The sequence below is a fragment of the Paraburkholderia sp. genome, from assembly GCF_024281035.1.
Lineage (GTDB): Bacteria > Pseudomonadota > Gammaproteobacteria > Burkholderiales > Burkholderiaceae > Paraburkholderia.
This window is the reverse complement of sequence record NZ_JAMXLH010000020.1, coordinates 205,035-228,855: the sequence shown is the minus strand read 5'-3', so window position 1 is coordinate 228,855 and position 23,821 is coordinate 205,035. Positions and strand designations below refer to the sequence as shown.

The window sequence follows — 23,821 nt, the reverse complement described above, 5'->3', positions numbered from 1 at the left end:
CCGCCTGCGCCGCCCGGCTCAGTCGAGCTTGAACTGCCCCACCGAATCGGCGAGATTCGCCGCCTGGCCGCGCAGCGCCGCGGCGGCGGCCGTCGATTCTTCGACGAGCGACGCGTTGTGCGTCACCATCTCGTCGAGCTGGTTCACCGCGCGATTCACCTCCTCGATGCCGCGCGTCTGCTCGGCGGCCGCGCCCGTCACTTCGGAGATGATGCTCGTGACGTTCGCGACATTGCGCAGGATTTCGTCCATCGTGTCGCCCGCGTCGTGCACGAGTTGCGAGCCCGACTTCACGCTCGCCACCGTCGATTCGATCAGTTCCTTGATTTCTCGCGCGGCCTGCGCGCTGCGCTGCGCGAGGCTGCGCACCTCGCCCGCCACGACCGCGAAGCCGCGGCCCTGCTCGCCCGCGCGCGCCGCTTCCACCGCCGCGTTGAGCGCGAGGATGTTGGTCTGGAACGCGATGCCGTCGATCACGCCGATGATGTCGGCGATCTTCACCGATGCCTCTTCGATGGCGTCCATCGTGCGCACGACGTCGCCGATCACCACGCCGCCGCGCGACGCCGCCTGCGACGCCGACGCCACCGTCACGTCCGCCTGCCGCGCCGCGTTGGCCGACTGCGCGAGCGTCGAGGTGATCTCCTCCATCGACGCAGCGGTCTGCTGCAGGTTCGACGCCGCCGATTCGGTGCGGCTCGACAAATCGATGTTGCCAGCCGCGATCTCGTCGCTCGCCGTGCGCACCGACTCGCTCGCGTCGCGGATCTGGCGCATCACCTGGCGCATCTTGTCCATGAACGCGTTGAACGAGCGCGCAATCTGCGCGACTTCATCGTTGCCCTCGTCGGGCAGGCGATGCGTGAGATCGCCCTCGCCCGCGCCGATACCGTCCATCGCATCGCGCACGTTCGAGAGCCGCTTGAAGGTCACCGCCGTCGCCGCCACCACCACCCCGGCCGCCACCGCCGCGATCACGACGAGCGCGATCAGCGAAGCGGTCAGCAGCGAGCGCATGTCCGCTGTCGCATCCGAGCGGTCGAGCGCGACGATCACGTGCCAGTCGGTGCCCGCGACGGGCTGTGCGCGCATCAGCTTGACGCTGCCGCCCGCGTCCACGGGCAGCGGGTCCGGCGAGGCGAAGAGCGCGGCGAGGCGATCGCCGGTCAGTTCGGACGCGACGTCCGAGATGGGCTTGAGCGTGAGCTTCTCGTCCGGGTGCGCGACGATCTGGCCCGTGCTGTCGACGAGCATGCCGAAGCTGTTCGGCGTCGGGCGGATCGAGCGCACGTTTGCAATCACGCTGTCCATCGTCACGTCGCCCGCGACGACGGCCTTCACCGCCCCGTCGCGAATCACGGGCACGGCGAACGTCACCACGAGCTTGCCGGTGGCGGCATCGACGTACGGTGCCGTCACGATGCCCTTGCCGGCCGCGACGGCCTGCTTGTACCAGGGGCGCCCGGTCGGGTCGTAATCGGGCGGAATGCCGGTCGGATCGGAGAACTTCGAGGTCTTGTCCGCGAAGCCGGCGTAGACGTTCATGAAGCCGCCCGCCAGCGCGATCTGCTTGAGCGCGGGAAGGGGATCCCCGGCCAGCACGGCGTCCTGCAGCGAGTTGATCATCTGCGCGTGTAAAGCGACCCAGCCGCCGATGCCGGACGCCTCGCTGCCCTCGACAGCCGAGAGCGTGCTGTTCACCGCCTCTGTGCTGTGCGAGCTGGCGACGAAATATTCGAGGGCCGTATTCGCGCCGAGCGCGACGACGACAATGGCGGCGGCGAGCGCGACGATGCGCGCGCGGAGGGTGGAAAGCATGGGGAAGTCGGCTCCTGCAAAAAGCGAGTTGGCCGCCAGCAACGGTCCGGGGCCATGCCTCGGGTTTACGGCAACCCCCACGGCAAACTTGAGCCGCATCAATAACGGGGCGCGAATCTACCAATCGGACGACATGGACCGAACGGACGAAGCGGACGAAACAGGCGGGGTGTAAAGCGGCGGGCAGCGGCGCACGTGCCGCTGTGAATGACGAAGCGGGCACGCAGGCCCGCTCTTGCTGCAAAACCGGCTTGTCGACCGGTTTATCGACCGGTTTATCGACCGGTTTATCGACCGGCTTGTTGACCGGCTTGTTGACCGGCTTGTTGACCGGCTTACTGACCGGTTTCGGCGGTTTTCTTCTTGTCGCCGATGCGGCTTTCGGTGCCCGCGATCAGCTTCGAAATATTCGAGCGGTGGCGCCAGAACAGCAGCACGCTCATCCCGAGAACCGCGAGCGCGATGACATTCGGGCCGAACATGAAGACGTCGTAGAGCGGCGCGAACACGGCTGCGGCGAGCGCCGCGAGCGACGAGTAGCGGAAGAAGAACGCGATGATGAGCCAGGTGAGCACCGTCGCCCCGCCGAGCACCGGATGGATCGCGAGCAGCACGCCCGCGGCGGTGGCCACGCCCTTGCCGCCCTGGAAGCGGAAGAACACCGGATAGAGATGGCCGAGGAACACGGCGATGGCGGCAAGCGCGATCGCCAGGTCGCCGAGACCGAAGCGCGGACCGTAGTGCGCGACGAGCCACACGGCCAGCCAGCCCTTGAAGGCGTCGCCGAGCAGCGTGAGGATCGCGGCCTTCTTGTTGCCGCTGCGCAGGACATTGGTCGCGCCGGGATTGCCGGAGCCGTAGGAGCGCGGATCGGCGAGGCCCATCGAGGCGCTCACGACCACGGCAAACGAAACCGAGCCGATCAGATAGGCCAGAACGGCGACAAACAAGTTGTACATGCACGAGACCCGGTGGAGGTTGAACATGGCGCGCGGCGCGGCCATCGTGGCCTCGCCGGATGCGCGAGGCCGCCCATTCTACCGAAGCGCGCGGTGCGCGCGAACCCGGGAACCTGCCGAGGCGTGCGCTACAGTCGCCGCCCGCGCGCCGCTACTCGTCGCTACTCGCCGCTATTCGACGTTAGTCAACGTTATTCGACGCTTGCGCACTGCACGGGCTTCGCGCCGAGCAGCGAGACGAGCACCGCGGGCGCGAGGCTCACGAGATAGCCGCGGCGTCCGCCGTTGAGCCAGATGGCGTCGAGTTCGAGGATCGTCGACTCGACGTAGACCGGCATCGTCTTCTTCGTGCCGAACGGCGATGTGCCGCCGACGAGATACCCGGAATGCCGGTTCGCGACTTCGGGCTTGCAGGGCTCGATGCGCTTCGCGCCGATCTGGCGCGCGAGGTTCTTCGTCGATACCGTGCGGTCGCCGTGCATCAGCACGATCAGCGGCTTCGCGTGCTCATCTTCCATCACGAGCGTCTTGACGACGCGATGCTCGTCCACGCCAAGCTGACGCGCCGATTCGGATGTGCCGCCGTGCTCGACGTATTCGTAGGGATGTTCGCCAAAGGCGACGCCCGCGCGGCGCAGCATCTGCGTGGCGGGCGTTTCGGAGACGTGTTTCGATTTGCTCATCGGCGCATTGTAATGCGCACGCGTGCCGGGCTGCATCGATGCGGGGACCAAGCGGGGACCAAGCGGGGACGAAGCGGGGACGAAGCGCAGACAAAGCGGGGACAAGGCGTCGCCGCGTCACCCTACCCGCGCGGATGGTGTCTCGCGTGCAGCAGCTTGAGGCGCTCGCGCGCGACGTGCGTGTAGATCTGCGTCGTCGAGATGTCGCTATGTCCGAGCAGCAACTGCACGACGCGCAGGTCCGCGCCGTGATTGAGCAGGTGCGTCGCGAACGCGTGGCGCAGCGTGTGCGGCGAGAGCGGCGCATGCACGTCCGCCGCCGCCGCGTGGCGCTTGATGATGTGCCAGAACTGCTGGCGCGTCATGCCCTGCGCGCGCGCGGTCACGAACAGCGCGTCGGCCATACGCGCGCCGAGCAGCACGGGCCGCGCCTCGCGCAGATAGCGCTCGATCCACGCATGCGCCTCCTCGCCGAAAGGAATCAGCCGCTCTTTCGCACCCTTGCCGAGCACGCGCACGACGCCTTCGTTCAGCCCGACCTCGACGGTCTTCAGCGTCACGAGTTCGGTCACGCGCAGGCCGCTCGCGTACATCAGTTCGAGCATCGTGCGATCGCGCAGACCAAGCGGCGTCGTAACGTCGGGGGCGCCGAGCAGCGCCTCGACCTGCGCCTCGCTGAGCGTCGTGGGAAAGCGCGGCGGCTGTTTCGCCGAGCGGATGCGCACGGTCGGATCGGCATGCACGCGCTGCTCGCGCAGCGCCCAGCCGTAGTAACGGCGAAATACCGAAAGCCGCCGGTTCGCCGACGTCGATTTGTCTTCCTTGCGGCGCGCGCTGTAGGCGAAGAGATCGTCTTCGCGCGCGGTATCGAGCGTGCTCGCGCGCGCGCTCGCGAGCCACTCGGCGAACAGACGCAAATCGCGACGGTACGCATCGAGCGTGTTGCGCGAGAGGCCGTGTTCGAGCCACAGCGCGTCGCAAAACGTGTCGATGCACAGGAGGCTCGCGTTGAGCGCGGCGGCGGCTTCGGGCGTCGGGGTGTCGGCTGAATCGGCGGCGGCCTCGGTTGCCAGCGCGTCGGCCTGCGGGTTCGCACCGGTCATCGGATCGACGTGCCTTCGTGCGCGAGCAGCCAGCGCTTCACATCGCGGAAAAACCCGTCGCCGCCGTGATGCGCGAAGCCGCCGATGCCGCTCGCCGACACCACGCGGTGACACGGGATCACGAGCGGAAACGGATTCGAGCCGCACGCCTGGCCGACCGCGCGCGCCGACTCGCTGCCGATGCGCCTGCCCAGTTCGCCATAGGTGAGCACCGCGCCCGGCCCGATCGCGCAGATGCCGTGCCACACGCGCCGCTGGAACGGCGTGCCGAGTGCGGCAAGCGGCAAGTCGAAGCCCGCGGACGCGTCCTCGAAATAGCGCACGATCTGCGCCGCCGTGCGCGCCGCGAGCGCGCAGTCGGGCGCGTAGTTCGCGGTCGTTTCGGGCAGATAGACGATCTCGCGCACCGTCTCGCCGCCGGTGCGGATACCGACCTTGCCGAACGGTGCGTCGATTACTGCATTAAACATGCTTGCCTCCGTCTGCGCCGCGGCGCGGTTTCAGCGCGCGGCTCGTTCGCCACTTCGTTTTCGCTGCGTTTTGTAATCTACGCCGCCTCGAGCGCCCACTGCACATGCTCGCGCACGAGTTCCGATTCGTCGTGCTCGCGCGCGCGCAGCGCCGCAACGATGGCCGCGCGTGCTTCGGCGTCGAGTGGCTTGTTCGCGCGCAGCACGCCCGCGTGCTGCCCGGCGGGGACGCGCGGCGCACGCAACGCGTTGCCCATCCCGACCGCGATATTGCGCAACCAGCACTCATAGCCGATGCGGCGGATCGGGCTGCCCTGCATGCGCTCGTCGAATTCTTTAGCGCTCCAGGCGAACAGCTCGACGAGTGTCGCGCGATCGAGTCCGTGCCGCACGTCGAAATCGGCGACGGGTGCGGCCTGCGCAAACTTGTTCCACGGGCACACGAGCTGGCAGTCGTCGCAGCCATACACACGATTGCCGATCAGCTCGCGCATTTCCAGGGGAATACTGCCCCTCAATTCGATCGTCAGATACGAAATGCAGCGCCGCGCATCCATGCGATACGGCGCTGTAATCGCTCCGGTCGGGCACGCGGTGATGCAGCGCGTGCAGCTGCCGCAGTGCGCGCCCGCCGTTTCTTTCGCGGGGTCGGGTGTCGTTGCGGCATTGTCGTCCGCTTCGTCGTCCGCTTTGTCGTCCACAGGCAGCGGCACGTCGACGTAGAGTTCGCCGAGGAAAAAGAGCGAGCCCGCGTCGCGCTGCAGGAGCAGCGTGTGCTTGCCGCGCCAGCCCACGCCCGCCTTTTGCGCGAGTTCGACTTCGAGCACCGGCGCCGAATCGGTGAACACGCGATGCCCGTACGAGCCGATCTCGCCCTCGATACGCTCCGCAAGCTGCTGCAAACGCGCGCGCAGCACCTTGTGATAATCGCGGCCACGCGCATAGACCGACACGACGGCGGCCTGCGGATCGGCGAGCCGTGCGCGCTCGCGTGCGCGCCAGTCGCCTTGCGCGGTTTGTGCGGTTTGCGCGGATTGGACTGAATCTTGCGTCCCGCTTGCAGCCGCCGTCGCGCCTGCGTTGTCTGCGTCGGGAGAGAACGCCGCCGCCGGCAAATAAGACATGCGCACGGTAATCACGCGTCGCGTACCGGCCACAAGCTCCGCTGGCCGCGCGCGTTTCATGTCATGTTTGGCCATATAATCCATTTCGCCGTGGCAGCCCGCTTCGAGCCACGCGGCGAGGCCCGCTTCGGCATGCGACAGATCGGTGTCGCTGATGCCGATCGCACCGAACCCCAGTTCTCGTCCCCATGTCCGGATGCGCGTCGCAAGCGCGGCAAGCGCCGCTGAATCGAGCGGCGCCGAAGACGACGAATGCGGCAAAGCACTCGCGTGCGCTTCGCACGACGACGCTGCGGCATCTGCCGCGCCGGATGAAGGATCTGCCGCGTCCGTGAAGCCGGGCGCGGAGTCTGAAGAGGAAGGCTGGGGACTGCGGTTCATCACGTCATTTTACGAGAATGTCCCTTAAGTCCGTCACGTCCGGTTTCGAACACGCACAGCAACCGTTCGCCGCCATCCTGCTCGAACGCCGCTTCGACCTCGCGGACGAAGCCGCCACCGACGCGTTCGGCGCACGCTTTGCCCATGCGCTCGAAGTGCACCGCTCACAAACCGCCCAAGCCGCGCAGGACGCACAAGACGCGCAGACACCGCGCTTTGGCGGCCTGCATGTGCAACTGGTGGGCGAGCTGGGCGCGGGCAAGACGTCGCTCGTGCGCGCAACGCTGCGCGCACTCGGCCACGCCGGACGCGTGCGCAGCCCCACCTATACACTCGTCGAGCCCTACACGGTAGAGACGGCGAACGGCGAACTTCAGCTTTATCACTTCGATCTGTACCGGTTCAGCGATCCGGCCGAATGGGCCGACGCCGGTTTTCGCGAGTATTTCGCGGCCGGCGCGGTGTGTCTCGTCGAGTGGCCGCAACGCGCGGGTGGCCTGCTCGGCGTACCGGACCTCGTGTTCTCGCTCGAACCCGGGAACTACGGCGAGGGCCGCGTGCTCACCGCCTATGCATACAGCGCATCGGGAAAGGCATGTCTAGAAAGTTGTTAATCAAACCGTTCCGCACGATCGAATCGGCCGCCACCGCGACGCACAACTGGCGGCGCCGGCAGATCCTGAAGGCGGGCGCGTCCACGCTGGTGCTGGGCCTCGCGGCGCCGCGCCTCGCTTTCGCGACTTCGGTGGTCGGCGTGCGCGTGTGGCCTGCGCGCGATTACACGCGCGTCACGATCGAATCGGATCAGCCGCTCCAGACCACGCAGCAGACGCTGCGCGGCCCGGACCGTCTAGTCGTGGACCTCAACGGTCTCGACCTCGACGACGCCCTGAAGAATCTCGTCTCGAAGATCGCGCCGAACGATCCGCAGATCCAGTCCGTGCGCGTCGGCCAATATCAGCCGCACGTCGTGCGCATGGTGTTCGATCTCAAGGGCTCGGTGAAGCCGCAGGTGTTCACGCTGCAGCCGGTCGGCACCTACCGTTACCGGCTCGTGTTCGACCTGTATCCCGCCGTCGCGCCCGATCCGCTGATGGAACTGCTCGCACAGACCGAGAAGAAGCAGGAGCAGCTCGACGCGAGAGAGACGATGCGGCACGACGTGCCGCCTTCGACGCTCGCGGGCCCCTCAGCCGCGCCAACCGAGCCGTCGGCCGACAACAGCGACGCCTTCTTCGAGCGCTACGCGCAAAACGACGGGGCAAACCCTTCAGCCGCCGCGCCTCGCGTACACGCGGCGCGCCCTGCACCGTCCGCGCCGCCGGTCATCGCGCAACGCACGCCGAAGTCCGCGCTGAAGTCACCCGCTGCACCCACGTCACCCTCGGCGCCCGCGCTCGCCCAGGACGGTGCCGAGAGCGGGGACGACAACTACGGCTTCGTTGCGCCGAAGTCCGGCAAGGGCGGCACGGTGCGTCTGTTGACGGTGGCGATCGATCCGGGCCACGGCGGCGAAGATCCGGGCGCGATCGGCAGCGCGGGCACCTACGAAAAACATGTGGCGCTCGACGTCGCGAAGCGGCTGCGCGCGAAGATCGACGCGCAGCCCAACATGCGCTCGATGATGACGCGCGACGCCGACTTCTTCGTGCCCTTGAACGTGCGCGTGCAAAAGGCGCGGCGCGTGGGTGCGGACCTTTTCGTGTCGATCCACGCGGACGCGTTCACGACGCCGACCGCGCGCGGCTCGTCGGTGTTCGCGCTGTCCGAGCACGGGGCGTCGAGCGCCGCGGCGCGCTGGATGGCGAACAAGGAAAACTCGTCGGACCAGATTGGCGGCATCAACGTCCAGACCGCCGACGCCGCCGTGAACCGCGCGCTCTTCGACATGTCGACCACGGCGCAGATCCGCGATTCGATGCGCTACGGCAACTTCGTGCTCAACGAGATCGGCGACATCAACAAGCTGCACAAGGGCTCGGTCGAGCAGGCGGGCTTCGCGGTGCTCAAGGCGCCCGACATTCCGTCGATCCTTGTCGAGACCGCGTTCATCAGCAACCCGGAAGAAGAGACGAAGCTCAACGACGACGCCTATCGCGACAAGATGGCGAACGCGATTCTCAAGGGCATCAAGCGCTATTTCGCGGCGAATCCGCCGCTTGCGAAAAACCGCATGACCTGAGGTGCGCGGGGCGCGAAACCAACGCGCCCCGCCTTGCCGCGCAAGCGTCCACAGAAGCGCCCGCGTTGCAGTTCACACCCGCAGTTCACACCCCCACTTCACATCTCCCGCGCGGCTGCAAAGCGCTGCCGCACCCAGCCGCCGAAAACATTCACGAAGAGCCCGATCATGACGAGCGCGGCGCCGCCGATTTCGGCGCCGGTGAGGCGCTCACCGAGCATGAGCGACGCGGAAGCGAGCCCGATGATCGGCACGAGCAGCGAGAACGGTGCGACCTGGCTTGCGGGATACTTCGAAATCAGGCGGCCCCAGAGGCTGTAGCCGAGCACGGTCGCGACGAAGGCGAGATAGACGACCGCGAGCACGGAAGACATGCCGATGCCCTCCAGCGCGCGCTCGATGCGCAGCGGCCCCTCGAAGAAGTACGACAGCACGAGAAACGGCAGCGGCGGAATCAGGCTCGCCCAGACGACGAGCCCCACCAGATCGACCTTCCCTACTTTCTTCGTGACGATATTGCCGAGCGCCCACATGACCGATGCGCAAAGCGTGAGGGCGAAGCCCGCGATCGTCATGGCCTGCGCGCCGCCGCCCGCCGTCGATTGCATGCCGATCAGCGCAAGGCCTAGCGCCGCGATCAGCAGGCCGACCACGTTGCGCGCGTGAAAACGCTCGTGCAAAAAGAGCGCCGCGAAGCCGAGCGTAAAGAACGCCTGCGCCTGGAGTACGACCGAGGCAAGACCGGCCGGCATGCCGACAAACATCGCCGAGAACAGAAATGCAAACTGGCCGAACGAGATCGTCGCGCCATAGGCAAGCAGCCACTTCAGCGGCACGTTCGGGCGCTTGACGAACAGCACGGCCGGAAATGCCGCCAGCAAGAAGCGCAGCGCGCCGAGCAGCATCGGCGGCACGCCGTGCAGCCCCACCTTGATCACCACGAAATTCACGCCCCACGCCAGCACCACCACCAGCGCAAGCAACAGATCCTTCGGCGACATCGCGCGCTCCAAGTCATTCCAGCCGGATTGGCGAGTGTACCGGGAGCGGCGCGTCCCCGCAGCATCGCCGCAGCAGCCCCGCAGCAACCCATAAGGGCGGGCGCTAGAATGTGGACTCGCCCGCATGGCCGCGCCCGCGCGCAAGCCGCGCCAGCCGCCGACTCCCCTTTCCGTGCTGTCCGACCGTCAAGGAAGCTTTCATGTCCTCATCGATCAAAGTGGTTCTCAAGCCTCATACGCGCGACATCGGCAACCTGCTCGTTCGACGCGTGCTCCCCGCACTTGCGGCGCGCCTCGTCGGGCCGTTCATCTTCTTCGATCACATGGGCCCGGCCACGCTCGAAGCGGGCGCGGGCGTCGACGTGCGGCCGCACCCGCACATCGGCCTCGCCACCGTCACCTACCTGTTCGACGGCACGTTCATGCATCGCGACAGCATCGGCTCACAGCAGAAAATCGTCCCCGGCGATGTTAACTGGATGACCGCCGGGCGCGGCATCGTTCACTCGGAGCGCACGCCGCAGGAAGATCGCGCGAAGGGTTCGACCATCCACGGCATCCAGACCTGGGTGGCGCTGCCGCTCGATCACGAGGACACCGATCCGTCGTTCTTCCATCACGCCGCGGCCACGCTGCCCGAAATCCGGCGCAACGGCGTCACGCTGCGCGTGATCGCGGGCACGGCGTTCGGCGAAACCTCGCCCGTCGAGACTTTTTCGGGCACGCTCTACGTCGCCGCCGATTTCGCGCCGGGCGGCGCCATCGCGCTCGAACCGGAGCACGAAGAGCGCGGCGTCTATCTCGTCGAGGGCGATCTGTCGATCGACGGCACACCGCTCGAAACCACGACGATGGCCGTGCTCGAACCGGACGAGACCGTCACGCTCGCGAGCACGAACGGGGCACGCGTGATGCTGCTCGGCGGCGAAAGGCTGGAGGGCGAGCGCTTTATCGAATGGAACTTCGTGGCCAGCTCGCGCGAGAAGATCGAGGCCGCGAAGGCCGCGTGGACGCACCAGGAAATGGGACAGGTCCCCGGCGAAACCGAATGGATTCCGCTGCCGGAAAAGAAGCCGCGGTGAATGGCCGGACCATGGCCGAACAAGCGCCGAACAATCACCGGACGAACGGCGCGTGCGCGCGCCGGATGGCGGGAGCAGAGTACAGGGTGCAGGGTGCCGATTGAACTCGAACGTTTCGTCCCCAAGTGAGGGCGAGACAGATTGAACCCGACGAGGACGCAATGGATACCACGCTGGCCACTTTTGAAAAAGACGTGATCGAGGCATCGACGCTCGCGCCGGTGCTGATCGACTTCTGGGCGCCCTGGTGCGGCCCGTGCAAGACGCTCGGGCCGATGCTCGAAAAGCTCGAAGCCGAATACGCGGGCAAATGGAAGCTTGCGAAGGTCAACGTCGACGAAAACCAGGAACTCGCGACGCACTTCCAGGTGCGCAGCATTCCGCACGTTGTCGCATTCGTCGACGGACAGCCTGTCGACCAGTTCATCGGCGTGCTGCCCGAAGGCCAGTTGCGCCAGTTCATCGACGGGCTGATTCCGGACGCCGCCGAAGCCGAGCGCCGCGCGGCGCAAGAGGCGCTCGCGCAGGGCCGCCGCGACGAAGCCTACGAAGCGCTGCAAGCCGCGCTCGCCTACGATCCGGGCCACGACGAAGCGCGCATGGACCTGATCGAGCTGCTGCTCGCCGACAATCGCGGCGACGAAGCACGCGTGGAAGTCGATCTGCTCTCGCCGAAGACCACGCAGGGCATCGACCCGCGCTTCAACGCGATCAAGACGCGCCTCGACGCGCTCGACGCCGCGCTGGATCTGCCGCCCACGGACGCGCTCGAAGCCCAGGTGGCCGCGCATCCGGCGGATCTGGAGGCGCGCTTCGACCTCGCGAGCGCGCTGATCGCGCGACACAAGTTTGCGGGCGCGCTCGAGCAGCTACTGGAGATCGTGAAGCGCGACCGCACGTTCCGCGACGACATCGGCCGCAAGACCATGCTTTCGGTGTTCGATCTCGCGGCGCATCAGCCGCAGCTCGTGAGCGAATGGCGCCGCAAGCTGAGCGCGGTGCTCAACTGAACGGAAGGCCGGAAGCACGGAAGAACTGAAGCGCCGCCCTCACGGCACAACGCGCGGTCGAAACGAAAAGCGCACGGCCTTGCACGGGCCGTGCGTTTTTATTTGCGCGCGAGGAAATGGCGTGGATTGTCAGCGCGATCAGCGCGCCGTCGCAGCGTGCGCAATCGTGCGCAACACGTGCGCCGCCGCCGCGAAACCGAAACTCGCCGTCACGCACACGCTCGATCCAAAGCCCGCGCAGTTCAGGCCGACCGGCGCGTGATGCCCAGGCGACGTCACGACGTGCTCGGCCTCGGGATCGACGTCGCACACCGCGGCTTCGGGATAGATGAGCGGCTCGTCCGAATACACGGCGCTCACCTTGAACCTGGCCTTCGGCCCGCGCGGAAAGCCGTGGTGCTTGCGCAACTGGCCGCGCACCTTCGAGAGCAGCGGGTCCTGGATCGTCAGCGCGAGATCGTCGATGCGGATGCGCGTCGGATCGAGCTGCCCGCCCGCGCCGCCCACGGTGATGAGCGGCTGTCGGTGCTCCACGCACCATGCGATCAGCGCCGTTTTCGTGCGCACGCTGTCGATTGCGTCGATCACGTAGTCGAAACCGCCGCCGAGCACCGCATCGAAATTCGACGGCTCGACAAAATCCTCGACGAGCCGCACGTCGCAGTCCGGGTCGATCAGCTTGATGCGCTCGGCCATGGCCTCGACCTTCGGCTTGCCGTAATTGCCGTCGAGCGCGTGGATCTGGCGGTTGGTGTTGCTTTCGGCGACGTTGTCGAGGTCGATCAGCGTGAGCGTGCCGATCGCGCTGCGCGCGAGCGCCTCGGCAACCCACGACCCGACCCCGCCGATGCCGATCACGGCGACGTGCGCGCGCTCGAACGCTGCAAGCGCCGGTGCGCCGTAAAGCCGCGCGACGCCTCCGAAGCGGCGGGCACGGTCGGCTTCTTCGGGCGCCGGGAGCGCGGTAAGATCCGTTTGCGGCGAAATCGGGGTACTGGACATGACGGTAGCAGTTCAAAAGCGGACCGCACGCATACTGCCGCGGTCCATGCGAGACCCGTATTTTGCCTGATCGGACGCGATTCGCTGAGCACCGGCGCACGCCGGGCCCCGCGCCTTGTGTCATACGTGTCACGCCGCAGCGGTGCGTGCAGCATGTTGCGTCCTTCGCCCTATTTGTCCGCATGGAAGTGCCTGCCTAAAACATGACGACTCTCGCCGACCTCCGCAAGACCTATTCGCTCGGCTCGCTCGACGCCGCCGATGTCGATCCCGATCCCATCCGCCAGTTCCAGACCTGGCTTGCCCAGGCGCTCGACGCGAAGCTGCCCGAGCCCAACACGATGACCGTCGCGACCGTCGACGCCGAAGGCCGTCCGAGCGCGCGCATCCTGCTCATCAAGGGCGTCGATGAGCGCGGCTTCGTGTTCTACACGAACTACGAGAGCCGCAAGGGCCACGATCTCATCGCCAATCCGCACGCGTGCCTGCTCTTTTACTGGATCGAGCTGGAGCGCCAGGTGCGCATCGACGGCAAGGTCGAGAAGACCACCGACGCCGAAAGCGACGAGTATTTCCACTCCCGGCCGCTTGGCTCGCGCATCGGCGCGTGGGCGTCGCAGCAGAGCGCCGTGATCGGCAGCCGCGCGGAGCTTGAAGCGCGCGAGCGCGAGTTCGGCGCGAAGTTCGGCGAGAATCCGCCGCGCCCGCCGCACTGGGGCGGCTTCCGGCTCGTGCCGGATACCGTCGAATTCTGGCAGGGCCGCCCGTCGCGCCTGCATGACCGTATTCGTTACTCGCGCGAGAACGAGAGCGCTGCGTGGCGCATCGAGCGCCTCGCGCCGTAAGGGCCTGGCATCGGCGGGCCGGCTGCGCTGCGGCGTGGTTGGTCTGTGCGGTTGGCCTGCGTGGTTGGTCTGCGTGGTTGGTCTGCGTGGTTGGCCTGTGCGGTTGGCCTGTGCGGTTGGCCTGTGCGGTTGACCTGCGTGGTTGGCCCTCTCGATGCGCTCACGCCATACGGCGTGCAAAGGTTCGTGCGCCCGCCGCACGGGCACGACTTCGCTGGCTTCGCAGTCCTGCGAGCCACGGGCGGTTGACGCCGTGCGCGCGCGACCTCACCATGCGCACACGCTCGACGTCTGGGCGCAGAACTTCGAGGCGCACACGCATGAACGACCGAGACGCCCCGGCCCCGGCAGCCACCATCGACACGACGGACGAGGCACATATCACCGCCGAGGCCACCACGGCCGCCAGGTCCGATGAGCCGCAAGCCGATCTGTTCGGCTTCGTCGCGCCCGAACCGGCGCCGAAAACACCCGCGCCACGGCCGCCACGCGTGAAGCGCGAGCCTGAGCCCGCGCCCACCACCGCTGAATGCGCTGAATTCGCCGAATTCGCGGAATTCCCCGCAGCGAGCGCAGCCCGCCCGGCCGCGCCGCCCGCCCCGAAGCGCCGCGCCCGCGGCGTCCTCCCGGTCGTGGCCGACACGGCCACGCTCGACCTCGCCGCCGGATTGCCGCCGCAGGTGCGCCTCGGCACGTCGTCGTGGTCGTTTCCGGGATGGCGCGGCATCGTCTACGGCGACGACTACAGCAACGCCAAACTGGCCCGCGACGGTTTGGCAGCCTACGCCGTGCATCCGCTGCTGCGATCCGTCAGCATCGACCGGTCGTTCTACGCGCCGCTCTCCATCGCCGAGTACCTGCGCTACGCGCAGCAGGTGCCCGATCACTTCCGCTTTATCGTGAAGGCGCCCGCCTCGATCACCGACGCCAGCGTGCGCGGCGAGCGCGGCGAACCGGTCGCGGCAAACCCGTGCTTCCTGAACGCTCAACTGGCGGCGAGCGAGTTCGTCGAGCCCTGTCTTGCCGGGCTCGGCGCAAAGGCCGGCGCGCTCGTGTTCCAGTTCCCGCCGCTGCCCGACCAGCTGCTCGCCGATCCGGCCGTATTCGTCGAGCGCCTCCACGCGTTCCTGATGGCATTGCCGCCGCTGCCGCCCACGCCCGACGGCCCGTGCTACGCCGTCGAGATCCGCGATGCGAGTCTGCTCACGCCGCGCTTCGTGCGCACGCTGCGCGCGGCAGGCGTGCGTTACTGCGTGGGGCTGCACGCGCGCATGCCGGACCCGCTGCGTCAGGCCGCGGCGCTGGCGCTGATGGACGGCGAAACGCCCGCCGGTCCGCTGATCGTGCGCTGGAGCCTGCACAGCGGCTTTCGCTACGAACAGGCGAAGGCGCGTTACGAACCGTTCGACAAGCTCGTCGACGAAGACCCGCACACGCGCGACGCGCTCGCGGAGCTGGCTGCGCGCTACGCGCTTGCGGGGCAGAGCGTGCTGATCACGACGAATAACAAGGCGGAGGGCTCGTCGCCGCTGTCGTGTGCGAAGCTGGCGCAATCGATCGCCGACGAGTTTTTGCGGTTACAGGGGGAAATGGCGCACGAGGAGCACAGCGACGCCGAAGCAACTCAAGAGGAGCACCACGCGACCGCGCAACCCGGCCACGACGAGCCAGACACGGCAGACGACTGAAGACCGACGACTAACGAGTGCGACCGCGCCCGCACCCGCCGTCGACGCAAAAAAAGAGCGGGAAACGCCCATGCGCCCCGCTCCTTCGGAACCCGCGAGCGCCGCGCAAAGCACAGCGCCAAATCACATCACACCACATCACTCCGGCTTGAGCCGGTGCACGAACTTCTGGCGGAACTTGGCGACCTTCGGCGCGACCACCGCCGCGCAATAGCCCTGATCCGCGTGCTGCGCGAAGTAATTCTGGTGATACGCCTCGGCAGGGAAATAGTTGCCGTCGAGCGGCAGCACCTGGGTGACGATCTGCCCGTCGAACACGCCTTCCGCCGCGATCTCGCGGATCGCCTGCAGCGCCGTCTCGCGCTGCGCCTCGGAGTGCGTGAAGATCACCGACCGGTACTGCTGGCCGACGTCGTTGCCCTGCCGGTTGAGCTGGGTGGGATCGTGGATGCCGAAGAAGATGTCGAGGATCTCGCGGTAGCCGATCTTCACCGGATCGAACGTCACGTTGACGACCTCCGCATGCCCCGTCTGGCCGTCGCAGACCTGCTCGTAGCTCGGGTTGGCGACGTGGCCGCCCGCGTAGCCCGACTCCACCGCAAGCACGCCTTCCACGCGCAGATACACGGCTTCGAGGCACCAGAAACATCCGCCGCCAAGCGTGGCCGTTTCGACTGTCTGATTCATGCTGCTCACTCCTTGAATGCGGTCCGCTATCCGCGACCGGGGCTGGAAACAGTCGTGCCAGCCGGGCGGCCATCGGCTGCTTCCGCTAGAATTGCGACAATTCGCCGCTCTTTCACATGATGTTGATTCCGACTTTCGCTTTCTTCGCGCCTCGTGCGCGCCCCGCAAACGGAGCCGCGCTCCGATGACCCGCCGCGCCAGCCCGCCCAACTTCGACGACGCTGCATTTCGCCGCGCGCTCGGCCAGTTTGCGACCGGCGTCACGGTGATCACGACACGCGTGCCCAACGGCCCGCTGATCGGCATCACCGCGAGCTCGTTCAACTCGGTGTCGATGAATCCGCCGCTCGTGCTGTGGAGCCTCGCCACGCGCTCGGCGTCGATGTCGGTGTTCCGCGCGAACAGCCATTATGTGGTGAATGTGCTCGCCGCGTCGCAGCTCGACCTGTGCAAGCGTTTTGCGACGGTGAAGGGCGACCGGTTCGAAGGCGTCGCGCACGCGGCCGGCGACAGCGGCATGCCCGTGCTCGATGGCGCACTCGCCTGGTTCGAGTGCCACAACCGCAGCCGCTACGATGAAGGCGATCACGTGATCTTCGTCGGCGAGGTCGAGCGCTGCGGCGTGCGCGAGGACCTCGCCCATGCGCCGCCGCTCGTCTACCACGGCGGCGGCTTCCACCAGATCGAGCCGCTCTGAGCACGCGCGGGCTCGGCCCGCCTCACGCAACGGCGCTCTTCGGCTCCCGCTGCTGGATCAGATCGACGGGGACGCCCGATTCCACTTTCAGCGTCGTGAGGACGATGTTCGAGCGGATGTCCATCACGCCCAGCGCCTTGTACAGCTTGTTGAGCACGAAATCGGAATAGTGCTTGAGATTGTGGGCGAGCACGCGCAGCAGATAATGCGTCTCGCCCGTCACGACATACGCGCCCACCACCTCGGGCCAGTCGCGCAGCGCGCTCACGAAGCGCTCGTGCCAGCTTTCCTGGTCGTTGCGCATCGATACCTGCACGAACGCCTCCATCTCGAAGCCGAGAATCTCCCGGTTCAGGCACGCGCGATAGCGCTCCACCACCCCCTGTTCTTCAAGTAGCCGCAGCCTGCGCAGGCACGCCGACGGCGAGAGCGAAATACGCTCGGCAAGATCGAGGTTGCTGATTCTGCCCTCGTTTTGCAGCACAGCGAGAATACGGCAATCGGTAGCATCGAGCGAGATTGCATTCATATTTGGTCCCCATTCCCGACTTGTTTTGAATTATCTGCCAACAGTTATAGTCGGCGGCGTTTTTTAAGCAAGCACATTTCACTCCAGCTTGCCTATCATTCGAAGCACAGTCCGCGCACATAGATCAATGTCATGAACAATATCTGGGATATTTCCCCGCCGATCCATCCCGGCACGCCCGTCTGGCCCGGCGATACGCCGGTCGGCGTGGAACGCGTCTGGCGCATGGAGGCCGGTTCGCCGGTAAATGTCGCACGCGTGACGCTCTCGCCGCACACCGGCGCGCACACCGACGCGCCGCTGCACTACGACCAGGACGGCGCCCCGATCGGCGCGGTCGCGCTCGACGCCTATCTCGGCGCGTGCCGCGTGATCCATTGCATCGGCGCCGCACCGCTCGTGCAGCCCGCGCACATCGCGCATGCACTCGACGATCTGCCGCCGCGCGTGCTGCTGCGCACCTATGCGCGGGCGAGCGTCGAGCGCTGGGACAGCGCGTTCTGCGCGGTCGCACCCGAGACGATCGACCTGCTGGCCGCGCGCGGCGTGCGGCTGATCGGCATCGACACGCCATCGCTCGATCCGCAGGATTCGAAGACGATGGATGCGCACCACCGGATCCGAGCGCATCGCATGGCGATTCTCGAAGGCATCGTGCTCGACGCCGTCGCGCCGGGCGACTACGAGCTGATCGCGCTGCCGCTCAAGTTCGCCACGCTCGATGCGAGCCCCGTGCGCGCCGTGCTGCGCGCGCTGCCTCGTACGGCATGAACGGATCCCGATTCTCATCACGATTGCCAACCGTCCAACCGCAAACGCAACCACCCATGAATAACAGGAACGAAACGCGCACCGAAGCCGAAGCACTCGATCGCGCCGACCCGCTCGCGGCCCTGCGCGACCAGTTCGCGCTCGCGCCCGACACGATCTACCTCGACGGCAACTCGCTCGGCGTGCCGCCCAAAGCCGCCGCCGCGCGTGCGCAGGCCGTGATCGGCGCCGAATGGGGCGACGGTCTGATCCGCAGCTGGAACACCGCAGGCTGGTTCGCGCTGCCGCGCCGGCTCGGCAACAAGCTGGGCGCGCTGATCGGCGCGGGCGAGGACGAGGTGGTCGTCACCGACACGATCTCGGTGAATCTCTTCAAGGTCCTCTCGGCGGCGCTGCGCGTGCAGGCCCAGCGCGATCCGAAGCGCCGCGTGATCGTCTCCGAGCGCGCGAACTTCCCGACCGATCTCTACATCGCGCAGGGCCTCATCGAACAGCTCGACCGCGGCTATGAACTGCGCCTCGTCGACGATCCGGCCGAACTGCCCGCCGCGCTCACCGACGATGTCGCCGTGGCGATGATTACGCACGTGAACTACCGCACGGGCTACATGCACGACATGGTCGCGCTCACCGAACTGATCCACGCGCGCGGCGCGCTCGCGCTGTGGGACCTCGCGCATTCGGCGGGCGCGGTCGGCGTCGCGCTGAACGACGCGAACGCCGATTACGCCGTGGGCTGCACCTACAAGTACCTCAACGGCGGCCCGGGCTCGCCCGCATTCGTCTGGGTGCCCAAGCGGCACCAGAACGCGTTTTCGCAGCCGCTATCGGGCTGGTGGGGCCACAAGAAACCCTTCGAAATGAGCCCCGAGTACCGCCCGGACGACGGCATTGGCCGCTTCCTGTGCGGCACGCAGCCGATCGTTTCGATGGCGCTCGTCGAATGCGGCCTCGACGTGTTCCTGCAGACCGACATGGCAGCGGTGCGCCGCAAGTCGCTGGCGCTGACCGATCGCTTCATCGAACTGGTCGAGACGCGCTGCGCGGGCCTCGATCTCACGCTCGTCACGCCGCGCGAGCACGCGCAGCGGGGCTCGCACGTGAGCTTCGAGCACCCGCATGGCTATGAGGTGATGCAGGCGCTGATCGCGCGCGGCGTGATCGGCGATTACCGCGAGCCGCGCGTGCTGCGCTTCGGCTTCACGCCGCTCTACGTGCGCTTCGTGGATGTGTGGGACGCCGTCGAGACGCTGCGCGACGTGCTCACGACCGAATCCTGGCGCAAGCCGGAATTCGCCGCGCGCGGCGCGGTGACCTGATTGACATGGAATGGGACGCGGCGCTGACGCGCCAGATCCCGTCGAGAGGAGACGAACTTGACCGATCACATGCAGATTCCCGGTATGCCGGACGCCATCGAAGCCGCGGCTGCGCCGCACGGCACCTGCCCCGTCGCGGGCGCACCGGCAGCGGCCGCCGCAGCGAGTACGGCGGGCGCAGAGGGCACGGCGGGCGCAGCCGGCTGGCACGACGCAAAGCTCGACTTTTCGAAGTCGATGAGCTACGGCGACTATCTCGCGCTCGATGCCGTGCTGAACGCACAGCATCCGCTCTCGCCCGACCACAACGAGATGCTGTTCATCGTGCAGCATCAGACGAGCGAGCTATGGATGAAGCTCGCGCTGTACGAACTGCGCGCGGCGCTCGCGAACGTGCATCGCGATGAACTGCCGCCGGCCTTCAAGCAGCTGGCGCGCGTGTCGCGGATCATGGAGCAGCTCGTGCAGGCGTGGAGCGTGTTGTCGACGCTCACGCCGTCCGAGTACACCGCGATGCGGCCTTACCTCGGCAGTTCTTCCGGGTTTCAGTCGTACCAGTACCGGCAGATCGAATTTCTGCTCGGCAACAAGAATGTGCAGATGCTCAAGCCGCACGAACATCGGCCCGAGATTCTGAAGCAGGTGAAAGACACGCTGGAAGCGCCGTCGTTCTACGACGAAGTGATCCGCCTGCTCGCGCGACGCGGATTCGCCATCTCGCCGGAGCGGCTCACGTGCGACTGGACGCTGCCCACGGCGCACGATCCGTCCGTCGAAGCCGCCTGGCTCGAAATCTATCGCAATCCTTCCCAGTACTGGGATTTGTATGAGATGGCCGAGGAACTCGTCGATCTCGAAGACGCGTTCCGGCAGTGGCGCTTCCGCCATGTCACGACCGTCGAGCGGATCATCGGCTTCAAGCAGGGCACCGGCGGCACGAGCGGCGCGCCTTATCTGCGCAAGATGCTCGATATCGTGCTGTTCCCCGAGCTTTGGCACGTGCGCACGGTGCTGTAACGCAGTCAGCGCGCCCTGAAAACGCTCTAAAACGCCCTGAAACGACTTCGCGCCGGTGAGACAAGCCCTGATGGGCCGACCTCACCGGCGCGAATTATTTCAAGCCGATCGAGCGAATTCGGCGATTTCAGCGGGCCGATGGCGCCTGGTCGCGCCACGGCCTGGCTGTTTTAGACCACCACGGTCTGCGCTTCGCCTGCCTTGCTCTCGCGCACGACACCGATCTTCCACACCTGCTCGCCTGCGGCGGCGAGCTGTGCGACGGCCTGATCGGCCTGATCGGCGGACACGACCACGGCCATGCCGATGCCGCAGTTGAACACGCGATGCATCTCCGCATCGGCGACGCCGCCGTGCTGCTGCAGCCACGAGAAGAGCGGCGGCAGCGGCCAGGCGCGGTGATCGAGTTCGGCGGTGAGGCCCTCGCGCAGCACGCGCGGAATGTTCTCGACAAGCCCGCCGCCCGTGATGTGCGCCATGCCCTTCACCGTCACCTGCTGCATCAGCGCGAGCAGCGGTTTCACGTAGATGCGCGTGGGCGCCATCAGCGCGTCGGCGAGCGAGCGGCCGTGGAAGTCGGCGTTGAGATCCGGGTTCGCGCGCTCGATGATCTTGCGCACGAGCGAGAAGCCGTTCGAATGGATGCCGCTCGAAGCGAGGCCCAGCACCACGTCGCCCGGGGTGATCGTGCTGCCGTCGATGATCTTGCTTTTCTCGACCGCGCCGACCGCGAAGCCCGCGAGGTCGTATTCGCCGTCCGGGTACATGCCCGGCATTTCGGCGGTTTCGCCGCCGATCAGCGCGCAACCCGACAGCTCGCAGCCGTGCGCGATGCCTTTCACGACCGTCGCGGCCGTGTCGACATCGAGCTTGCCGCACGCGAAATAGTCGAGGAAGAAGAGCGGTTCGGCGCCTTGCACGAGGATGTCGTTGACGCTCATCGCGACGAGATCCTGGCCGACCGTGTCGTGTTTGTTCAGATGAAAGGCGAGGCGCAGCTTCGTGCCCACGCCGTCGGTGCCCGACACGAGCACGGGCTCCTTGTACTTCTTCGGCACTTCGAACAGCGCGCCGAACCCGCCGATGCCGCCCATCACGCCTTCGCGCAGCGTCTTCTTTGCGAAGGGCTTGATGCGATCGACGAGCGCGTCGCCCGCGTCGATGTCCACGCCGGCATCGCGGTACGAGAGGCCCTGGGCGCCGGCGGCCTGGTCGGATTTCGGTTGATTCATGGGGAAGTGCCAGAAGGTCGGTAAAATGCGATTTTAACCGATTGACGGCACCTCGCCGCCGCTGCCTGGCCGCAAATTGCATGCGCGGCAGCCTCACTCGCGGCCCGAATGGTCCGAATGACCTGAATAGCCCCATCGCGGCCCGCCCAACGACCGGAAAGCCATCCTTTGTCACCGAATACACCGATTTTGACGCCGTACCAGCGCCAGGCCCTCATCTGGGCCGGGCTGGCACTCGCCTTCGGCATCGTGCTGTGGCTGCTGCGGCCGGTCCTCACGCCGTTCCTGCTCGGCGCGATCATCGCCTACATCCTGCAGCCGGGCGTGGCCTGGTTCGTGCGCCGCCGCGTGCCGCGCAGCCTGGCCGCGCTCGTCATGATCCTGCTGTTCGCGCTCGCCGTGACGATGCTGGTCGTGCTGCTGCTCGCCGTGATCCAGAAAGAAGGGCCACAGTTGAAGCAACAGGTGCCGGTGATGCTCAACCACCTGCACGACTGGCTCACGCCCAAGCTCGCGCTGCTCGGCATGCAGGACACGCTCGACTTCCAGAGCCTGCGCGATCTCGCGACGAGCAAGCTCGAAGCCAGCGCGCAGTCGATCGCGCTCTACGCCTGGGCATCGGTGCGCACGAGCAGCGACGTGATGATCTCGCTCGTCAGCAACCTCGTGCTGGTGCCGCTCGTCCTGTTCTATCTGCTCTACGACTGGAACGCGATGCTCACGCGCATCCAGGCCATCATTCCGCGCCGCTGGCTCGCGCGCACGCTGGAACTGGCGGGCGAAATGGACCGCATGCTCGCCCAATACCTGCGCGGCCAGTTGCTCGTGATGGCGATTCTCGCGGCGTTCTACGCGATCGCGCTCTCCATCGCGGGCTTCGAAGTCGCGCTGCCGGTCGGCATCTTCACGGGCCTCGCCGTGCTGATCCCCTATCTCGGCTACGCGACCGGCCTCGTGCTCGCGCTGATCGCCGCGCTCCTGCAGTTCGGCGACTGGTACGGCTTCGGCGCGGTCGCGCTCGTCTACGGCATCGGACAGATCCTCGAAGGGTTTTTCCTCACGCCGCGCCTCGTCGGCGAGCGCATCGGGCTGCATCCGCTCGCGGTGATCTTCGCGTTGCTCGCCTTCGGTCAACTCTTCGGTTTCTTCGGTGTGCTGCTTGCGCTGCCCGCAAGCGCGATCCTCTCGGTCGCGCTGCGCGAGCTGCGCCGCAGTTACCTCGATAGCGCGCTTTACAAGAACTGATACTGATTTACGCCTCGTCCCACCGTGCAGCGACAGCTAACGCTCGATCTCGGCACCCCGCCGCCATCGACCTTCGACAACTTCCACACCGGCGCCAACACGGAGCTGGTCGCGCGCCTGCGCGGGCTCGACACCGCGCTCGCAGCCGGTCCGGTCGCCGACCGCACCTTCTACGTCTGGGGCGAGCCCGGCAGCGGGCGCAGCCATCTGCTGCACGCGCTCGTCCACGAAACGCCGTCGGGCGGGGCACGGTATCTCGGGCCGCAAAGCGCGCTCGCGGCGTTCGGCTTCGATCCGCGCGTGGCGATCTACGCCGTGGACGATTGCGACGCGCTCTCGGGCGCGCAGCAGATCGCGCTCTTCAACCTGTTCAACGAAGTGCGCGCCCACCCGACCTGCGCGCTCGTCGCGACCGGCAGCGCGGCGCCGATGGGTCTCGCGGTGCGCGAGGATCTGCGCACGCGGCTGGGCTGGGGGCTCGTGTTCCACCTCGCGCCGCTCGCCGACGCCGACAAATCCAGTGTGCTGAAGCGCGCGGCGCGCGAGCGCGGCATCGCGCTCGCCGACGACGTGCCCGCCTACCTGCTCACGCACTTCCGGCGCGACATGCCGAGCCTGATGGCGCTGCTCGACGCGCTCGACCGCTTTTCGCTCGAACAGAAGCGCGCGGTGACGCTGCCGCTGTTGCGCACGATGCTCGCGGCGGGGCTGCCCACGGACGGCGGGGCGGCTGTTGCTGCGGCTGCGGCTGCGGCTGCGGCGGCGGCAGGCAATTTCGATGACGGCATCGACGACGAACTCGACCTGTTCTCTGTCGATCCGGCGTTGGTTCCGGGCGCGGGAATCCACGCCGGAAGCGGCGCGGGAAGCGGCACGGGAAGCGGTACTGAGAGCGATGACATCGGCGGCGAGCGCACGCTATCCGCGCGAGCCGACGCTCCCGCCTGTCCCGCTGCGCCCTACGAACCGGCGCGTG

The 23,821-nt window shown here is 67.0% G+C and carries 22 protein-coding genes and 1 pseudogene; 12 read left to right on the top strand and 11 right to left on the bottom strand.

The features are described 5' to 3' along the window. Positions 1–18: 18 nt before the first annotated feature. The 6 genes from Q0L30_RS05735 to queG form a co-directional block, all read right to left on the bottom strand. Positions 19–1,818: a methyl-accepting chemotaxis protein gene (locus Q0L30_RS05735; protein WP_296652396.1), complete on the bottom strand. Its 1,800-nt coding sequence runs from the start codon at positions 1,816–1,818 to the stop codon at positions 19–21. Positions 1,819–2,153: 335 nt separating this feature from the next. Beyond that, the gene (plsY, locus tag Q0L30_RS05730) at positions 2,154–2,777 is read right to left on the bottom strand and encodes a glycerol-3-phosphate 1-O-acyltransferase PlsY (RefSeq protein ID WP_296652394.1); all 624 of its coding nucleotides are present in this window, start codon (positions 2,775–2,777) and stop codon (positions 2,154–2,156) included. 191 nt (positions 2,778–2,968) lie between these two features. Then, a complete protein-coding gene (ybaK, locus tag Q0L30_RS05725) occupies positions 2,969–3,460 on the bottom strand; it encodes a Cys-tRNA(Pro) deacylase (protein ID WP_296652392.1) in 492 nt (163 codons plus the stop codon). Between the two features lie 122 nt (positions 3,461–3,582). Further along, on the bottom strand, positions 3,583–4,563 hold the full coding sequence (gene xerD / locus Q0L30_RS05720) for a site-specific tyrosine recombinase XerD (protein ID WP_296652390.1): 981 nt from the start codon (positions 4,561–4,563) through the stop codon (positions 3,583–3,585). Further along, positions 4,560–5,033 carry a methylated-DNA--[protein]-cysteine S-methyltransferase gene (locus tag Q0L30_RS05715; protein ID WP_296652389.1) on the bottom strand — a complete coding sequence of 158 codons (474 nt, stop codon included), beginning with the start codon at positions 5,031–5,033 and terminating at the stop codon, positions 4,560–4,562. Before Q0L30_RS05715 ends, xerD begins: the two co-directional genes overlap by 4 nt. A 77-nt stretch (positions 5,034–5,110) precedes the next feature. Continuing rightward, the gene (gene queG / locus Q0L30_RS05710) at positions 5,111–6,418 is read right to left on the bottom strand and encodes a tRNA epoxyqueuosine(34) reductase QueG (RefSeq protein ID WP_367277777.1); all 1,308 of its coding nucleotides are present in this window, start codon (positions 6,416–6,418) and stop codon (positions 5,111–5,113) included. Between the two features lie 137 nt (positions 6,419–6,555). Here queG and tsaE point away from each other — a divergent pair, with 137 nt between their 5' ends. Together tsaE and Q0L30_RS05700 are read left to right on the top strand one after the other, a co-directional pair. Further along, the gene (tsaE, locus tag Q0L30_RS05705; RefSeq protein WP_296652386.1) at positions 6,556–7,152 is read left to right on the top strand and encodes a tRNA (adenosine(37)-N6)-threonylcarbamoyltransferase complex ATPase subunit type 1 TsaE; all 597 of its coding nucleotides are present in this window, start codon (positions 6,556–6,558) and stop codon (positions 7,150–7,152) included. Beyond that, a complete protein-coding gene (locus tag Q0L30_RS05700; protein ID WP_296652384.1) occupies positions 7,134–8,720 on the top strand; it encodes an N-acetylmuramoyl-L-alanine amidase in 1,587 nt (528 codons plus the stop codon). Before tsaE ends, Q0L30_RS05700 begins: the two co-directional genes overlap by 19 nt. 98 nt (positions 8,721–8,818) lie before the next feature. Here the strand turns inward: Q0L30_RS05700 and Q0L30_RS05695 are convergent, their stop codons facing one another. Next, positions 8,819–9,721, bottom strand: coding sequence for an EamA family transporter (locus Q0L30_RS05695; protein ID WP_296652383.1), 903 nt, complete (start codon positions 9,719–9,721; stop codon positions 8,819–8,821). A 200-nt stretch (positions 9,722–9,921) separates the two neighbouring features. Between Q0L30_RS05695 and Q0L30_RS05690 the strand changes: the two genes are divergently transcribed. Both Q0L30_RS05690 and trxA read left to right on the top strand, forming a co-directional pair. Next, positions 9,922–10,803 (top strand): pirin family protein, encoded by an 882-nt coding sequence (locus tag Q0L30_RS05690; RefSeq protein ID WP_296652381.1) that lies wholly within the window; start codon positions 9,922–9,924, stop codon positions 10,801–10,803. Between the two features lie 161 nt (positions 10,804–10,964). Next, the gene (trxA, locus tag Q0L30_RS05685) at positions 10,965–11,813 is read left to right on the top strand and encodes a thioredoxin (RefSeq protein WP_296652380.1); all 849 of its coding nucleotides are present in this window, start codon (positions 10,965–10,967) and stop codon (positions 11,811–11,813) included. Positions 11,814–11,951: 138 nt separating this feature from the next. On the opposite strand, the gene Q0L30_RS05680 is transcribed toward trxA, so the two are convergent. Next, positions 11,952–12,815, bottom strand: a complete 864-nt coding sequence (locus Q0L30_RS05680) for a tRNA threonylcarbamoyladenosine dehydratase (protein WP_296652378.1) — start codon at positions 12,813–12,815, stop codon at positions 11,952–11,954. 203 nt (positions 12,816–13,018) lie between these two features. Between Q0L30_RS05680 and pdxH the strand changes: the two genes are divergently transcribed. Together pdxH and Q0L30_RS05670 are read left to right on the top strand one after the other, a co-directional pair. Then, positions 13,019–13,660 (top strand): pyridoxamine 5'-phosphate oxidase, encoded by a 642-nt coding sequence (gene pdxH, locus Q0L30_RS05675; protein WP_296652376.1) that lies wholly within the window; start codon positions 13,019–13,021, stop codon positions 13,658–13,660. A gap of 320 nt (positions 13,661–13,980) precedes the next feature. Next, positions 13,981–15,348: a DUF72 domain-containing protein gene (locus Q0L30_RS05670; protein WP_296652375.1), complete on the top strand. Its 1,368-nt coding sequence runs from the start codon at positions 13,981–13,983 to the stop codon at positions 15,346–15,348. A 138-nt stretch (positions 15,349–15,486) separates the two neighbouring features. On the opposite strand, the gene msrA is transcribed toward Q0L30_RS05670, so the two are convergent. Then, entirely contained in the window at positions 15,487–16,035 is a 549-nt protein-coding gene (gene msrA / locus Q0L30_RS05665) for a peptide-methionine (S)-S-oxide reductase MsrA (RefSeq protein WP_296652373.1), read from the bottom strand. Between the two features lie 184 nt (positions 16,036–16,219). Between msrA and Q0L30_RS05660 the strand changes: the two genes are divergently transcribed. After that, positions 16,220–16,732 carry a flavin reductase family protein gene (locus tag Q0L30_RS05660; protein WP_296652371.1) on the top strand — a complete coding sequence of 171 codons (513 nt, stop codon included), beginning with the start codon at positions 16,220–16,222 and terminating at the stop codon, positions 16,730–16,732. A 22-nt stretch (positions 16,733–16,754) separates the two neighbouring features. Here the strand turns inward: Q0L30_RS05660 and Q0L30_RS05655 are convergent, their stop codons facing one another. After that, positions 16,755–17,261: an Lrp/AsnC family transcriptional regulator gene (locus Q0L30_RS05655; RefSeq protein ID WP_296652369.1), complete on the bottom strand. Its 507-nt coding sequence runs from the start codon at positions 17,259–17,261 to the stop codon at positions 16,755–16,757. A gap of 132 nt (positions 17,262–17,393) precedes the next feature. On the opposite strand from Q0L30_RS05655, the gene kynB reads away from it, so the two are divergent. From kynB to kynA, 3 genes are all read left to right on the top strand, one after another. Next, positions 17,394–18,032: an arylformamidase gene (kynB, locus tag Q0L30_RS05650; RefSeq protein ID WP_296652367.1), complete on the top strand. Its 639-nt coding sequence runs from the start codon at positions 17,394–17,396 to the stop codon at positions 18,030–18,032. A gap of 56 nt (positions 18,033–18,088) precedes the next feature. Then, positions 18,089–19,351: a kynureninase gene (kynU, locus tag Q0L30_RS05645; protein WP_296652366.1), complete on the top strand. Its 1,263-nt coding sequence runs from the start codon at positions 18,089–18,091 to the stop codon at positions 19,349–19,351. 84 nt (positions 19,352–19,435) lie between these two features. Beyond that, positions 19,436–20,368 carry a tryptophan 2,3-dioxygenase gene (gene kynA, locus Q0L30_RS05640; RefSeq protein WP_296652432.1) on the top strand — a complete coding sequence of 311 codons (933 nt, stop codon included), beginning with the start codon at positions 19,436–19,438 and terminating at the stop codon, positions 20,366–20,368. A 170-nt stretch (positions 20,369–20,538) separates the two neighbouring features. Here kynA and purM read toward each other — a convergent pair whose 3' ends face one another. Then, positions 20,539–21,600 carry a phosphoribosylformylglycinamidine cyclo-ligase gene (gene purM, locus Q0L30_RS05635; RefSeq protein WP_296652365.1) on the bottom strand — a complete coding sequence of 354 codons (1,062 nt, stop codon included), beginning with the start codon at positions 21,598–21,600 and terminating at the stop codon, positions 20,539–20,541. 168 nt (positions 21,601–21,768) lie between these two features. Here purM and Q0L30_RS05630 point away from each other — a divergent pair, with 168 nt between their 5' ends. Next, positions 21,769–22,845 carry an AI-2E family transporter gene (locus tag Q0L30_RS05630; protein WP_296652363.1) on the top strand — a complete coding sequence of 359 codons (1,077 nt, stop codon included), beginning with the start codon at positions 21,769–21,771 and terminating at the stop codon, positions 22,843–22,845. 24 nt (positions 22,846–22,869) lie between these two features. Beyond that, positions 22,870–23,550 (top strand): annotated as a pseudogene (gene hda / locus Q0L30_RS05625) (DnaA regulatory inactivator Hda); the annotation flags it as partial. Positions 23,551–23,821: the final 271 nt, after the last annotated feature.

Coding starts and splice junctions, on each gene's coding strand:
- Q0L30_RS05735 (WP_296652396.1), bottom strand. CDS start 1,818: ATGCTTTCCACCCTCCGCGCGCGCATCGTCGCGCTCGCCGCCGCCATT.
- plsY (WP_296652394.1), bottom strand. CDS start 2,777: ATGTACAACTTGTTTGTCGCCGTTCTGGCCTATCTGATCGGCTCGGTT.
- ybaK (WP_296652392.1), bottom strand. CDS start 3,460: ATGAGCAAATCGAAACACGTCTCCGAAACGCCCGCCACGCAGATGCTG.
- xerD (WP_296652390.1), bottom strand. CDS start 4,563: ATGACCGGTGCGAACCCGCAGGCCGACGCGCTGGCAACCGAGGCCGCC.
- Q0L30_RS05715 (WP_296652389.1), bottom strand. CDS start 5,033: ATGTTTAATGCAGTAATCGACGCACCGTTCGGCAAGGTCGGTATCCGC.
- tsaE (WP_296652386.1), top strand. CDS start 6,556: ATGTCCCTTAAGTCCGTCACGTCCGGTTTCGAACACGCACAGCAACCG.
- Q0L30_RS05700 (WP_296652384.1), top strand. CDS start 7,134: ATGTCTAGAAAGTTGTTAATCAAACCGTTCCGCACGATCGAATCGGCC.
- Q0L30_RS05695 (WP_296652383.1), bottom strand. CDS start 9,721: ATGTCGCCGAAGGATCTGTTGCTTGCGCTGGTGGTGGTGCTGGCGTGG.
- Q0L30_RS05690 (WP_296652381.1), top strand. CDS start 9,922: ATGTCCTCATCGATCAAAGTGGTTCTCAAGCCTCATACGCGCGACATC.
- trxA (WP_296652380.1), top strand. CDS start 10,965: ATGGATACCACGCTGGCCACTTTTGAAAAAGACGTGATCGAGGCATCG.
- Q0L30_RS05680 (WP_296652378.1), bottom strand. CDS start 12,815: ATGTCCAGTACCCCGATTTCGCCGCAAACGGATCTTACCGCGCTCCCG.
- pdxH (WP_296652376.1), top strand. CDS start 13,019: ATGACGACTCTCGCCGACCTCCGCAAGACCTATTCGCTCGGCTCGCTC.
- Q0L30_RS05670 (WP_296652375.1), top strand. CDS start 13,981: ATGAACGACCGAGACGCCCCGGCCCCGGCAGCCACCATCGACACGACG.
- msrA (WP_296652373.1), bottom strand. CDS start 16,035: ATGAATCAGACAGTCGAAACGGCCACGCTTGGCGGCGGATGTTTCTGG.
- Q0L30_RS05660 (WP_296652371.1), top strand. CDS start 16,220: ATGACCCGCCGCGCCAGCCCGCCCAACTTCGACGACGCTGCATTTCGC.
- Q0L30_RS05655 (WP_296652369.1), bottom strand. CDS start 17,261: ATGAATGCAATCTCGCTCGATGCTACCGATTGCCGTATTCTCGCTGTG.
- kynB (WP_296652367.1), top strand. CDS start 17,394: ATGAACAATATCTGGGATATTTCCCCGCCGATCCATCCCGGCACGCCC.
- kynU (WP_296652366.1), top strand. CDS start 18,089: ATGAATAACAGGAACGAAACGCGCACCGAAGCCGAAGCACTCGATCGC.
- kynA (WP_296652432.1), top strand. CDS start 19,436: ATGCCGGACGCCATCGAAGCCGCGGCTGCGCCGCACGGCACCTGCCCC.
- purM (WP_296652365.1), bottom strand. CDS start 21,600: ATGAATCAACCGAAATCCGACCAGGCCGCCGGCGCCCAGGGCCTCTCG.